The sequence below is a fragment of the Acidaminobacter sp. QWL-03 genome, from assembly GCF_058683855.1.
In genome coordinates, this window is sequence record NZ_CM178752.1 from 2757316 (window position 1) to 2769811 (window position 12496).

Genomic DNA, 12496 nt, shown 5'->3' on the forward strand with positions numbered 1-12496 from the left:
GAGGTGAACTATGGGGTATAATCAGATTGCAGGCCATGAAGATGTGATCGGTCTGCTGAGATTGGCCATGAACCGGCAGAGACTGGCGCATGGCTATATTTTTGAGGGCGTGCCCGGCTGCGGCAAACGGCTGGTCGCGCGGGAGCTCGCAAAGGCGCTGCTCTGTGAGACCGGACTGGATGAGGGCTGTGGGCACTGCCAGTCGTGTCTGAAATTCGAGACACAGAACCACCCGGACTATCTGGAGGTTGAACCGGACGGGAAGTCCGTCAAGGTTGAGCAGATTGAGGCACTTCAGTCTTTCGTTATGGTCAAGCCTTACAGCGGGGCTCGAAAGGTCATCGTCGTTGACGAAGCTCAGACCATGACCCCTTCTGCCCAGAACCGGCTGCTGAAGATGATTGAAGAACCGCCGTCCTATGCGACGCTTATTTTTGTGACTGCCCAGGCGGATGCACTTCTGCCCACAATTTTGTCGAGGTGCCAGATCGTCTCTTTTTCGAGGCTCAAGCCTGAGGTGATCGAGTCATGGCTTATTCAAAACCATGGTGTGGAGACGGGGATTGCCCGCATTGCGTCCAATTTTGCCGATGGTTCCATCAGCAGAGCCCTGATGCTGGCGACTTCCGAGGTTTTTACCCAGACCAGGCAGGATGCTCTCGACATCATAGGCGCCCTGATGCGGCGGGATCCCTTGGACGGTCTCCTGAAGCTTCAAAAATACGGCTCAGACAAAGTTTTGGCTACCTCTTTGATCGAATTGATGATAATATGGTATCGAGATCTTTCTGCCCTTTGGGTAGATCCGAACAGCATGAAGATCTTTAGTCAGGACAAGCGTTCAGAGCTCGTCGATCTTTTGGGTCGAACCCAGAAGTCGCCTTGGCTGGACTGCCTTGAGATCCTTGAGCAAACGGCGCGCGCATTGGACGGAAATGCGAACACGTCTCTCGCCATGCACGCCATGGCTTTAAAAATACAGGAGGTTATGCATGATAACAGTCGTAGGGGTCCGGTTTAAGAAGGCCGGCAAAATCTACTATTTTGATCCGGATGGACTTGACATAAAGCGGGGAGAAGACGTCGTCGTAGAGACAGCACGCGGTATTGAGTATGGTTCGGCTGTCCTTGGACTGCGCGAAGTCGAAGAAACCGAAATTGTTTCACCGCTGAAAAAGGTGATCCGCATTGCTACGGAAGAGGACCAGGCGATTCAAAGGGAAAACCAGGAAAAGGCCAAGGAAGCCTTTGCTGCCTGCCAGGCAAAAATTATCGAGCACGAGCTCGAAATGAAGCTGGTGGAAGTGGAATATACCTTTGACAGCAATAAAGTCATCTTTTATTTTACTGCGGACGGCAGAATTGATTTTCGCGAGTTGGTCAAGGACCTCGCGTCCGTGTTCAGAACCCGCATCGAGCTTCGCCAGATTGGCGTACGCGACGAGGCAAAGATTGTAAACGGCATTGGGCCTTGCGGTGTTGGCCTCTGCTGTGCCAACTGGCTGGGGGATTTTGCCCCTGTGTCAATCAAAATGGCGAAGGATCAGAATCTCTCTCTCAATCCAACCAAAATTTCCGGTATTTGCGGCCGCCTGATGTGCTGCCTCAAATACGAGCACGACACCTATCTTGATATTCGACGTGAGCTGCCCAACAAGGGCGAGAAGATCAAAACGCCGGATGGCATGGGGATTGTATTGGACGCGGTTATTCTGACGGAATCCGTGAAAGTACGCCATATCCTGGGTGAAAATGAAGGACGCCTTGAGCTCAGCGAAGACATTGTTACCTATAAAAAGGATCAATTGGGCGACAATCCTGTTCGTCCTAAGCAAGTCGAGGAAGAGCCTGTGGATGATATGCGCTTTGACGGGCTGGATGACTATGCCTCAGGAGACCGGGCAGCAAGGCGTGAGGCGGCTGCGACGGCGTCTCAGGATCGCGAACGCTCGGCAGATCGCAGAGATAAAGGCAAAGGCGGAGCGAAACCGCAAGGCCAAGGTCAGCCTGCAGATCGCGACCAGCGTCGGCCGCAAAAAGACCGGCCAGAGCGACAGGAACGTTCAGAGCGACCGCAAAGACAAGACCGGGGTCAGGGTAAACCCGGCGCTGGCGCCGCGAGTGCAGTACCGGGCTCGACTGCAGTTTCCGGTCCGGGGACCGGCAGCAGCGCAGGGCAGGAACGACCTTGGCGTTCGGAAAAAGGGCAGCAAACGCCGCCTCCCAAAAAGCTGGAGCCTGCGCAATCCAGTGATGAACTGCCTGAGGTCGAGGCGGAGGGTCCGGACGAAGACGGTCAAAAGCCGCGCAGACGGCGTCCAAGAAGACGTAAGAAAAAATAGTTCAACATTTAATTCAGAGTCCTAAAGCCGCCTCCGGACCAGACCTTGCTCTGGCGGGCGGCTTTTTTACAAGGCGTATTTATTGGAGGCTGTCATGGAAAGAGAAAAACTCATATTGCCGGGGGAGCGGGTCGATGACCTGCAGCTTGAGGGTCTCAGCATCATTCAGAATCCCAGCGGGTTTTGTTTTGGAGTCGATGCAGTGCTGCTCAGCGATTTTGCAAAAGCAAAGCATGGCGCGCATATCGTGGATCTCGGCACAGGCAACGGGATACTGCCGCTGCTGCTCAGCGCCAAGACCAAAGCAACCCGGATCACAGCCTTTGAAATTCAGGATGAGGTTGCGGACATGGCACGTCGAAGTGTTGTTTATAATGCGCTTGAAGATCGCATTCAAATTATTGCGGATGATCTTCGTAATGCCTTCAGTCACTTGAATAAATCCTCTGTGGATGTCGTCGTCACCAATCCGCCCTATGTATCAGGCGGAGGTGGTCTCGTGAATCCTAAAGACGCGAAAGCCATAGCCCGTCATGAGATTCATTGTACCCTCGAAGATGTTATTCGTACGGCCGCACAGCTGCTTAAGCCGGGGGGCGCTTTTTATATGGTCCACAGACCCTCCAGACTTCCGGATATGATTGAGCTGATGCGGCGCTTCAAGTTGGAGCCAAAAACTCTCAGGTTTGTACATCCAAGACGGGGACAAGCTCCCAATATCCTGCTGATCAAGGGCGTTCGGGGTGGCGGGGCTGAGATGCGTGTTGAGCCGCCGCTATATGTCTATGGGTCGGAAGGCGGTTACGATCCGGAAATCCTGGAGATTTACCGGCGGGCAGGTGTCGACCCGACGCCAAGGGACCTGGAGAAGAAGGGAGAGGACGAGTGATGTCTGGAACGTTATTTGTTTGTGGGACGCCCATCGGCAATCTCGGGGATATCTCCAGGCGGCTTGAAGAAGTCTTGGGACAGGTGGATCTTGTGGCGGCTGAAGACACGAGGCGCTCTTCTCAGCTGCTCAACCATTTGGAGATCCGAAAGCCTTTGGTCAGTTATCATGAGCACAATCTGAGGAAGTCAGGGGAGGCGCTGCTCGAGAAACTGAAAAGCGGATTCAGTGTGGCACTGGTATCCGACGCGGGCATGCCGGGGATCTCTGATCCCGGAGAGGTGCTGATTCAAAGCTGCATTCAGGAAGGGATTCGAGTGGAGCTGGTCGCGGGGCCGGTCGCTGGCATTCATGCCCTGATTCTTTCCGGGCTTCCAACGGAGCGCTTCGCGTTTGAGGGCTTTCCGGACCGAAACAAAAAGACGCGCAGGGCTCAGTTTGAGGCACTGGCCAAGGATGAGCGGACGCTGATCTTTTATGAGGCGCCCCACCGGCTGGAGGCGACACTGAAGGATTTGCTGGAATGCTTTGGGGACCGACGGATTGCAGTGGCACGGGAGCTGACCAAGCGCTACGAGGAATTTGTCAGAGGCACTATTTCGGAAGCAATCCGGCATTTTGAGGCGGAGTCCCCAAAAGGCGAGTTTGTCATTGTGTTGGCGGGTCTTGATCCAGCTGAAGCTGCGGCGGCAAGTGCTGCTTTGGCGCTGGCTGAAACACCTGATGAGGAGACGATTCTTTTGGAAATCAGAAATCGAGTGAATGAGGGCATGAGCCGGAAAGACGCTGCTGCTGAGGTCGCAGGACTGTATAAACTTTCTAAAAAAGAAGTCTACAGGCTGTCGACGTTGGTTTAGCCAGGGACTAGGCGAAGTGATATGGATATTAAGATCTATAGTGATATGGATATTAAGATCCATAGTGATAGCGGTAGTGAAACAGGGAATAAAAAGAAAGAAGGCTGAGCCAGATTACAGGCACAGCCTTCTTATTAGTTTGTAAGAAGTTTTCAAACTTACAGTTTAGAAATTTCAGAGATACAATCCGGACAGATGTTCTTGCCTTTGACGTTCTTGACGCCTTTTGCCTGACCGCAAAATACACAAGCTGGCTCGTATTTCTTAAGGATGATTGTGTCTGCCTCTGTGAAAATTTCGAGCGCGTCTTTCTCCCCGATGCTGAGCGTTCTTCTAAGTTCAATCGGAATAACTACGCGTCCGAGTTCATCTACTTTTCTTACAATTCCTGTTGATTTCATATAAAAACCTCCTTTTTATAATACAAATTTCGACAAAATTCGCTTAAGTTAAGAATACCAGCATTTACATTAATAGTCAACTGGAAAAATTATATCCAACAAAAAATAAAGTCTAAGCCGTTTTAATCTGCCCAGACTTAGATGATATATTCATTTATACCACTAATTGGATTAAAAGTAAATAAAAAAACGGATTTTTATCCGTTTTTTAGCAATTTGTAAGATGTTGGTAGATTTTATTTTTTGGGGGGATTAACCTTTCTTTTCTGAACTGTCTGAAGTCTGCTTGCCTTTTTCCTGGTGCTGTTCTGTGCCGGCCTCCGATTCAGTTTCTGTTTTAAAGATCCTGTCGTAGGAGCCTTTGACAATCCTCGCGGTATTGAAAACTGACGACACATTGGCGACGATGTCTTTATTGTCCTTGATGGTCGTAGTCACGCTTTCAGTGGTTTCAGCGACATTCTGAATAGTCCCGTGAAAGGCTTTCAGCGTGGAATTGACTTCATCAGAAATCTGATTGACATTTTTAGTAATCCCTGGTGCTTCTTCAAGGACTTTATCAATATTGGCTCTGTGATCATCAACAATTTTCATGATGTCTTTGAACGAGCGGTAGAAACGGATCAGGACCAATAAGATAAAAATAAGTATGGCGACGAGCAATGCCCAGAGTACTAGCATGCCAACGTCTTTGAGTGTGAAGACCAATTGTGAATTCAAAAAGATACCCCCTCATATTTTCTGCTGCCTAATTGTCCGTGATGAGTACTGAGAACTGATTATCTTATTTGTACCCTATTTTCATATTTTACACGAAATTGTTGCAAAGGGCTAAAATAAAAAAAGCCGCAGAAATTTGCGGCGTTTTCTCAGCTCTTTTTCGTCAAGGTGTAACGGAGATCGTTGATGGTGATGCCTTCTGCTTCAATAAACAGCGTGGCATCATCAAACTCGATGTTGAAGTTGGGGACTGAAATGGAGGATTCGAGATTATAAAATTCAATCTCTTCATCCTGATTCTGGACCACAGCGAACTCACCGAAGCCGTCGTGGAGATAAGAGACCGTTTTCATAGTGGACCGCTTGCCTGGGATGGTGGTGTCGGGTTGTCCTGGATCACTGTAAAAAAACGCGTTGACGCCTTCAAAGACAAGATCGAACCGCTTTTCCCGGTCGCCCGCTTCTGAGCCCTGGATTCGAATACATTCTTCCTTAAAATCAATGTTCATAAGATCCAGCTCGATTTGCCGGATTTGATTGAGTTGGTCATTCAAATACTTGCTCATATCTATGCACCTCTTTAATGATTCCTTACGTCTGGGTATGCTGAGAGTTCTCTATGGTTTTATCATATTACGCAAAGGGAAGCAACTTGTTTTTATGGCCAAGTTTGAACTTTGTTTAATACCGCATAGTTTGGTGACGCGGACAAAAACAAAGTTGGGGACTGTCACCAACTCAAATTTGGTGCCAGAGCTCCAAACAATTCTCGCGCAATTTCATTTGAAAGTACAAAACTTGCACCCCACTACACGTTGTGCTATAATGTGGTACAATTGATATGAAAAGGTTATGACGGGAAGAGTAACACCTTGTAATTTGCCTTCAGAGAGCCGGGATTTGGTGCGAACCGGCGGCAGGCGGAGTGTGAAGATGGCCCCTGAACCGCGCAGCTGAAACGACAAACCTATGTCGGTTAGGCAGCGCCGTCTGGCAGACGTTAGAAAGCCTGCTACAGACCTGAAAGCATCAGGCCTGCAGCGCTGAGGCGCGATTCGTCGCGTGAAGCAAGGTGGTACCGCGAACAGAACCTTCGTCCTTGAGGAATCAGGACGGAGGTTTATCTTTTTTTAGGCAGCCCGAATCAAAAATTTTGAAAGGAAGTGCGATATGACTTCAAAAGGCTCATTCTACATCACTACCCCCATCTACTACCCAAGCTCGAAACTCCACATAGGCCACACCTATACCACGGTCGCCGCAGACGTCATGGCCAGGTACAAGCGTGCCCAGGGCTTCGACGTCATGTTCCTGACTGGCACGGACGAGCACGGACAAAAGATTGAAAACGTCGCGAAGGCCCAGGGAAAAGCACCAAAGGAATTCCTCGACAAAGTCGTCGCGGAAATCAAAGACCTCTGGAAAGTCATGGAGATCTCCTACGACAAATTCATCCGTACCACGGACGACTACCATGAGCGCCGCGTGCAGATGATGTTTGAGAAGCTCTACGAAAAGGGCGATATCTACAAAGGCACTTATGAGGGCATGTACTGCACCCCTTGCGAGTCCTTCTGGACGGAATCCCAGCTCGTGGACCACAAATGCCCGGACTGCGGCCGCGACGTCACCAAGACCAGCGAAGAAGCTTACTTCTTTAAAATGTCCAAGTACCAGGACCGTCTCCTGGACCTCTTTGAAAACGTCGAAGGCTTCGCGGAGCCCAAGTCCCGCGTCAACGAAATGGTCAACAACTTCATCAAGCCAGGCCTTGAAGATCTCTGCGTCACCCGGACCTCCTTTGACTGGGGTATCCCGGTGCCGTTTGATCCCAAGCACGTCATCTACGTCTGGCTGGACGCCCTAAGCAACTACGTCACCGCCCTGGGCTACCCTGAAGAAGTGGACGGCGACTTCGCGAAATTCTGGCCGGCGGACGTTCACCTCGTCGGCAAGGAAATTGTCCGCTTCCACACCATCATCTGGCCGGCCATGTTGATGGCCCTGGACGTGCCGGTGCCTAAGAAGGTCTTCGGCCACGGCTGGATCCTCCTCGAAGGCGGCAAAATGTCAAAATCCAAGGGCAACATTGTCGACCCGGTTGTCCTGATCGACCGCTACGGCGTCGACGCCCTCAAATACTTCCTCCTGCGCGAGTACTCCTTTGGCCAGGACGGCATCTTCACCAACGAAGTCCTGCTTAACCGTCTGAACTCCGACCTGGCGAACGACCTGGGCAACCTGGTTTCCCGCACCATCGCCATGATCGAGAAATATAACGACGGTCTCATCAGAAAAAGCAGTGCGACCACGGCATTTGACGCCTCCTTGTCAGAGCTCGCTGAGGAGACCATCGGCAAAGTGGAGGAGAAGCTTGACAAGCTGGACTTCTCAAACGCCCTGGACGAGATCTGGAAGCTGGTCCGCCGTACCAACAAATACATTGACGAGACAGCGCCGTGGGTCCTCGCCAAGGACGAGCAGCAGAAGGATGTCCTCGACACGGTGCTCTACAACCTGGCGGAGGCCATCCGCATAGTGTCCGCGCTCATCCAGCCGTTCATGGTTCACACCTCCCGCAAAATCTGGGATCAGCTCGGCCTCGAAGAGGGCAGCTTGACCCATTGGGACAGCGCCCGAAGTTTTGGTCTGCTCCCAGAAGGCCTGAAAGTGCAGAAGGCGGACGCGCTCTTCCCGCGCATCGACATCCCTAAGGAGCTCGAGGCCCTGGCCGCACTGGGCGCGCCTGCAGAGGAGCCTGGCGCTACGGAGAAAAAGGAAGAGGCACCAACCAAGGAAGCTAAGGAAGCCCCTAAAGACAAGGTTTCTGCCGATGGTCACACCACCCCAGAATCCTCCGAAATCACCATTGACGAGTTCGCCAAGGTTCAGCTCAAGGTCGCGGAAATCGTGGCCTGCGAGCGTCATCCTAACGCGGACAAACTCCTGGTGCTCCAGCTCAAAGTAGGCGAAGAGTCACGCCAGGTCGTCAGCGGCATCTCCAAGTTCTTCGAACCAGAGGCGCTGGTGGGCCGTAAAGTCATCCTCGTCGCTAACCTGAAAGCAGTCAAGCTCCGCGGCGTCGAGTCCCACGGTATGATCCTGGCCGCCGCTGACGGAGAGGCGCTGGATCTCCTGACGGTGGATATGCCATCCGGCACGACTGTCTCATAACCTCATTTAAGCGAGAATAAGAACGATGTGATCCGGAGATCAAGAGACTTAGTCCCTTGATTTTCGGACACCGCGACCACACTTTACAGCGAACACGAACAAAGAAAAGAGGTAAGAAATGCTCTTTGATTCCCATACCCACTTGGATTCAAAAAAATTTGAGAACGACCGCGAGTTTGTCATCAACCGCGCGAAGAACAACGGCGTCTCGCTGATGGTCAATCCCGGCGCGAGCCTGGAGAGTTCCATGGACGCCGTCAAGCTGAGCGAGACCTATGACTTCATCTATGCAGCGGTCGGGATTCACCCCCATGACGCGAAGACCATGGACGAGGCCATGCTGACCATGATCGAAAGTTTGGCGAAAAAGGAAAAAGTCGTGGCCATCGGAGAAATTGGCCTCGATTTTCACTATAATTTCTCCGAGCCGGAGGTGCAGCGCAAGTGGTTTATCGAACAGCTCCACTTGGCGCGGCGTCTGGGCATGCCCGTCATCATCCACGACAGGGAAGCTCACGAGGAGATTTTCAAGACGCTGAAGGCTGAGAAAGCCTTTGATCACGGTGTCCTGATGCACTGCTATTCCTCCAGCGCGGAGCTGGCGAAGGAATATGTGAAGCTGGGCGCTTATATCTCCATTGCCGGACCGGTGACCTACAAGAATAATCACAAGACCATAAGTGTGGTGGAACAGGTGCCCCTGGACCGCCTGCTGATCGAAACCGACGCCCCATACCTGACGCCTGAGCCCCACCGGGGCAAGCGCAACGAGCCCATGTACGTCAGGCACACCTGCGACATGGTGGCCAAAATCAGGGGCATCACCCTGGAAGAGGCCGCAGAGGCCACTTATCAGAATGGTCTGCGCTTCTTTGGCATCCGGGACCCGAGGTCTGTCAAATGATGCGGGTCAAGGAAGTCATAGTCGTCGAGGGCCGCAGTGACGAACGGGCGGTGAAGCGCGCTGTGGACGCCCAAATCATTGTCACCAGCGGTTACGGCATCAAGGAAGCCACCTTTCGCGCCATTGAAGAGGCGGACCGCCGCTGCGGCGTCATCATCTTCACAGACCCCGACTTCATGGGTGAAAGGATCCGAGAACGCCTGAAGCTGCGGGTGCCGGGCGCGAAGCACGCCTACCTGTCACGGGCGGATGCCACTTCAGAAGGGGATATTGGCATTGAGAACGCCAATCCCCAGGCAATCCTGGCTGCTCTTGAGAAAGTCAGAACCTGGGTGGAGAATCCCGTGGATGTTTTTACGAAGTCAGATTTAATTAAGAACGGCCTGGAGGGGGGGCCCGGCGCCCTCGAGCGCAGGGATAAAATGGGGAAACTCCTCGGCATTGGCTATGGAAACGGCAAGCAATTCCTGCTCAGGCTCAACCGCTTTGGGGTTTCCCGGGAGGAGTTCGAAAAGGCGCTGAACGCAATTGATCTTGAAAATGGAGGCCCACAGACATGCTGAAGCTCACTTCACCATCCACCATACGCTATATTATGGACAAATACGGCTTCCGCTTTTCGAAAAGCCTGGGACAGAACTTTCTGATCGATGAGGGAACCGTCAACCGGATCGTCGCCAATGCGGAGGTCGGGCCGGAGGACATGGTCCTGGAAATTGGGCCTGGAATTGGCGTCATGACTCAGGTTCTGGCAGCCCATGCTGAAAAGGTCGTGGCAGTGGAGATCGACTCCAGTCTCCTGCCCGTCCTGAATGAAACGCTGGAGGGACTCGACAATGTCGAGGTCGTTCATGGGGACATTCTGGAGGTCGATGTCAAAGCGCTCTTAAAGGAGCATTTTGGAGATAGAAAGCCCAAGGTCGTCGCTAATCTGCCCTATTATGTCACAACGCCTATCCTTATGCGGTTCCTTGAAGAGCGGCTGCCGGTATCTGAAATTGTAGTTATGATTCAGAAGGAAGTGGCTGAGCGGATGACGGCATCCCCGTCCACAAAGGCTTACGGGTCGCTGTCCATAGCAGTGCAGTATTATTGCGAAGCCAGCGTAGTCCAAAAAGTGCCGCCGACGGTCTTCATGCCCCAGCCCAGTGTCGAGAGTCTGGTGATTCGCTTAAAGCTTCGCGAAAAGCCCTGTGTTGAGCTGCTCAATCCGGACTTTTTCTTCAAGGTCGTCAAAGCGGCCTTCGGCCAGCGGCGCAAGACTTTGCTCAATGCCCTCAGCGCCGGGCTGTCCATGCCAAAGGACAAGATTCTGGAGGCGCTTGAAGCGGTCGAGATCGCCCCGAACCTTCGCGGTGAGGCTCTGACCATTGAGGCCTTTGCAAGGCTCGCGAATGCGTTTGAGGAACTAAAATAAGATGACTGAACATATGAAGAGGTGCCGGACCCCCGTTTCAAAGAACTGGGGACCCGGCACCTCATTTTATTTTTGTTTTTCCTTCATCTTTTCTCTCACATAGTTATTGAGGGCCGGAAGATAGTTCAGCACCCCCATGGCAGACAGCTCAATCTTGTACTGCTCACTCATGGCGCTGTAGGGGATGGATTTGCGCGCCTTTCCATAATAGTAATGCCGCACGACCTCGTACGGTATGAGGAAGTAGGTATCGTTGAATTTGAAATGCACAATGATAAAGGTCAGCCCGCCCTGGAGGTCAATGTCCCGCATGAACTCGACCTGATGCTCGTGAATATTGTAAAGAGGCAGATTCTTCTGGTGGGTTTCCTTGGCTTCGAACGCCACACCCACCCCCTGGATCACGCCCTGAAAGTCTATGGTGGACTTCTTCTCAAAATAGGCCTTGGTGATCATGCCGCGCTCGTCCAGCTCCACCACCTTGACGGGCACGTGAATTTTGTCGATCCGCGCCAGCTGCTTGGAGCGGTAGTAGTCGTGGGTCTTCAGGAGCAGCGATTCGAGGGCATCGCCGCGCAGACCGTGGGATTTCCAGACCGTCATGGTGTCACTTCCTTTCCGTTATCAGTATACACTATCCCGTGATGCTCTTAAATACATTAGCCGATGGTCACCTAACCCACCCATCCACTAATTCTTCCAAGTTCTTGCCTTCGATTCACGTAGTGATCTGAGAATGATAATCAGGAAAGTTCACACTTTTTGTGGACAAGGTTGTGGAAAACTGTGGATAACCTGTGGATCATGTGCATAAACGAACGTATTGATCCCTGGGCATCCCAATATAACCCTGTTTTTGGGGGATACGTGAAGTTTGAAGCGAATGAAAACAAAGTATTAAAGTATAAAGTTCGCTTGTGTTTAACTTTAATCCATTCAGGGAATAAAGAAAACGAGGTCGGTTTTAATGATTCATTGCGAAGAAGAAAGCCAAAGCGGAAGCGGTGTCTGCTTAAAATTTTGTGTTGACAAAATACCCCCCCATGGTTTATTATGAAGACAACCCCCCACCCAGGGGGACTTAAGGAGGGTATATCATGGTTTTTAAAGTGACTGAAGAAGCTAAGAAAGAACTCATAAATACGCTTGAAACCCGAAAGAACACCGCTATGAACTTCCGCGTCTTTGTCCGCGGCATTGGCTGAGGTGGTCCCGTTTTCGGCATTGCTCTGGATGAGCAAAAGGAGAATGACTACACAGAAGATTTTGCTGGCGGAAAACTCATGGTCGAAAAAGACCTCAAAGACCAGTTCAAGACTTTTGAAATCGACTTCATGAAAAACTTTTTCTCAAAAGGCTTTGTGGTTCGCTCGCAATACGGCGGATCCCGCTGCTAATCTGAAATTGGAGGTATATGGCATGAGCAAAAAAGTAGTGGTTTACACGAGCTCCACCTGCAGTTACTGCCACCTTGCTAAGAATTATCTGAAGGAAAACAATGTTGAGTTCGAAGAGAAGAATGTCTCAACAGATACGGTTGCTAGAAAAGAACTGATGTCCAAGGGCTTTATGGGCGTACCGGTCATTTATGTGGATGACGAAGTGGTTCAAGGCTTTGACAAAACAAGATTGGATGAGCTTCTTAAAGCCTAGGCACTACAAGTGAATCATGATTATGCGCCCTTTTTCCGGCTTGGAGAAAGGGTTTTTTTTATGGGGAAAGGACAAGGATAGGAAACTGGGTGTCTGACACCCAGTTTCCTCACCAAAAAAAAAGCCACACCTGGGAGGG

Annotated in this window: 12 protein-coding genes, 1 pseudogene and 1 other annotated feature; of the genes and pseudogenes, 9 read left to right on the plus strand and 4 right to left on the minus strand. The window is 51.3% G+C overall.

Annotated features, from left to right (window positions below; translation table 11 throughout):
* The first annotated feature begins 10 nt into the window (after nt 1–10).
* From holB to rsmI, 4 genes and pseudogenes are all read left to right on the plus strand, one after another.
* Nucleotides 11–1021 carry a DNA polymerase III subunit delta' gene (gene holB / locus AC4PHM_RS12910; RefSeq protein ID WP_492018161.1) on the plus strand — a complete coding sequence of 337 codons (1011 nt, stop codon included), beginning with the start codon at nt 11–13 and terminating at the stop codon, nt 1019–1021.
* Nucleotides 993–1733, plus strand: a pseudogene (locus AC4PHM_RS12915) (PSP1 domain-containing protein); the annotation flags it as partial. The gene holB and the pseudogene AC4PHM_RS12915, both read left to right, overlap by 29 nt.
* A gap of 703 nt (nt 1734–2436) precedes the next feature.
* A complete protein-coding gene (locus AC4PHM_RS12920; RefSeq protein ID WP_492018162.1) occupies nt 2437–3231 on the plus strand; it encodes a tRNA1(Val) (adenine(37)-N6)-methyltransferase in 795 nt (264 codons plus the stop codon).
* Nucleotides 3231–4088, plus strand: coding sequence for a 16S rRNA (cytidine(1402)-2'-O)-methyltransferase (rsmI, locus tag AC4PHM_RS12925; protein WP_492018163.1), 858 nt, complete (start codon nt 3231–3233; stop codon nt 4086–4088). Before AC4PHM_RS12920 ends, rsmI begins: the two co-directional genes overlap by 1 nt.
* Before the next feature lie 158 nt (nt 4089–4246).
* On the opposite strand, the gene AC4PHM_RS12930 is transcribed toward rsmI, so the two are convergent.
* From AC4PHM_RS12930 to AC4PHM_RS12940, 3 genes are all read right to left on the minus strand, one after another.
* A complete protein-coding gene (locus AC4PHM_RS12930) occupies nt 4247–4489 on the minus strand; it encodes an AbrB/MazE/SpoVT family DNA-binding domain-containing protein (RefSeq protein WP_492018164.1) in 243 nt (80 codons plus the stop codon).
* Nucleotides 4490–4741: 252 nt separating this feature from the next.
* Nucleotides 4742–5209 (minus strand): hypothetical protein, encoded by a 468-nt coding sequence (locus AC4PHM_RS12935; protein ID WP_492018165.1) that lies wholly within the window; start codon nt 5207–5209, stop codon nt 4742–4744.
* 149 nt (nt 5210–5358) lie between these two features.
* Nucleotides 5359–5775, minus strand: coding sequence for a YxiG family protein (locus tag AC4PHM_RS12940; protein WP_492018166.1), 417 nt, complete (start codon nt 5773–5775; stop codon nt 5359–5361).
* A 277-nt stretch (nt 5776–6052) separates the two neighbouring features.
* Nucleotides 6053–6313, plus strand: a binding site (T-box leader).
* A 66-nt stretch (nt 6314–6379) separates the two neighbouring features.
* Between AC4PHM_RS12940 and metG the strand changes: the two genes are divergently transcribed.
* From metG to rsmA, 4 genes are all read left to right on the plus strand, one after another.
* Nucleotides 6380–8383, plus strand: coding sequence for a methionine--tRNA ligase (gene metG, locus AC4PHM_RS12945; RefSeq protein WP_492018167.1), 2004 nt, complete (start codon nt 6380–6382; stop codon nt 8381–8383).
* 118 nt (nt 8384–8501) lie between these two features.
* Complete coding sequence (locus tag AC4PHM_RS12950) at nt 8502–9287, plus strand: TatD family hydrolase (protein WP_492018168.1); 786 nt, start codon at nt 8502–8504, stop codon at nt 9285–9287.
* Nucleotides 9284–9850 (plus strand): ribonuclease M5, encoded by a 567-nt coding sequence (gene rnmV, locus AC4PHM_RS12955; protein ID WP_492018169.1) that lies wholly within the window; start codon nt 9284–9286, stop codon nt 9848–9850. The genes AC4PHM_RS12950 and rnmV overlap by 4 nt, the downstream gene beginning before the upstream one ends.
* Entirely contained in the window at nt 9844–10704 is an 861-nt protein-coding gene (gene rsmA, locus AC4PHM_RS12960; protein ID WP_492018170.1) for a 16S rRNA (adenine(1518)-N(6)/adenine(1519)-N(6))-dimethyltransferase RsmA, read from the plus strand. Before rnmV ends, rsmA begins: the two co-directional genes overlap by 7 nt.
* A gap of 66 nt (nt 10705–10770) precedes the next feature.
* Here rsmA and AC4PHM_RS12965 read toward each other — a convergent pair whose 3' ends face one another.
* On the minus strand, nt 10771–11307 hold the full coding sequence (locus tag AC4PHM_RS12965) for a Holliday junction resolvase RecU (protein ID WP_492018171.1): 537 nt from the start codon (nt 11305–11307) through the stop codon (nt 10771–10773).
* 816 nt (nt 11308–12123) lie between these two features.
* Here AC4PHM_RS12965 and AC4PHM_RS12970 point away from each other — a divergent pair.
* Nucleotides 12124–12357 carry a glutaredoxin family protein gene (locus AC4PHM_RS12970; RefSeq protein WP_492018172.1) on the plus strand — a complete coding sequence of 78 codons (234 nt, stop codon included), beginning with the start codon at nt 12124–12126 and terminating at the stop codon, nt 12355–12357.
* Nucleotides 12358–12496 lie beyond the last annotated feature (139 nt).

Excerpts from the sequence above, each read along its gene's own strand:
- holB (WP_492018161.1), top strand. The coding sequence starts at position 11 with ATGGGGTATAATCAGATTGCAGGCCATGAAGATGTGATCGGTCTGCTG.
- AC4PHM_RS12920 (WP_492018162.1), top strand. The coding sequence starts at position 2,437 with ATGGAAAGAGAAAAACTCATATTGCCGGGGGAGCGGGTCGATGACCTG.
- rsmI (WP_492018163.1), top strand. The coding sequence starts at position 3,231 with ATGTCTGGAACGTTATTTGTTTGTGGGACGCCCATCGGCAATCTCGGG.
- AC4PHM_RS12930 (WP_492018164.1), bottom strand. The coding sequence starts at position 4,489 with ATGAAATCAACAGGAATTGTAAGAAAAGTAGATGAACTCGGACGCGTA.
- AC4PHM_RS12940 (WP_492018166.1), bottom strand. The coding sequence starts at position 5,775 with ATGAGCAAGTATTTGAATGACCAACTCAATCAAATCCGGCAAATCGAG.
- metG (WP_492018167.1), top strand. The coding sequence starts at position 6,380 with ATGACTTCAAAAGGCTCATTCTACATCACTACCCCCATCTACTACCCA.
- AC4PHM_RS12950 (WP_492018168.1), top strand. The coding sequence starts at position 8,502 with ATGCTCTTTGATTCCCATACCCACTTGGATTCAAAAAAATTTGAGAAC.
- rnmV (WP_492018169.1), top strand. The coding sequence starts at position 9,284 with ATGATGCGGGTCAAGGAAGTCATAGTCGTCGAGGGCCGCAGTGACGAA.
- rsmA (WP_492018170.1), top strand. The coding sequence starts at position 9,844 with ATGCTGAAGCTCACTTCACCATCCACCATACGCTATATTATGGACAAA.
- AC4PHM_RS12965 (WP_492018171.1), bottom strand. The coding sequence starts at position 11,307 with ATGACGGTCTGGAAATCCCACGGTCTGCGCGGCGATGCCCTCGAATCG.
- AC4PHM_RS12970 (WP_492018172.1), top strand. The coding sequence starts at position 12,124 with ATGAGCAAAAAAGTAGTGGTTTACACGAGCTCCACCTGCAGTTACTGC.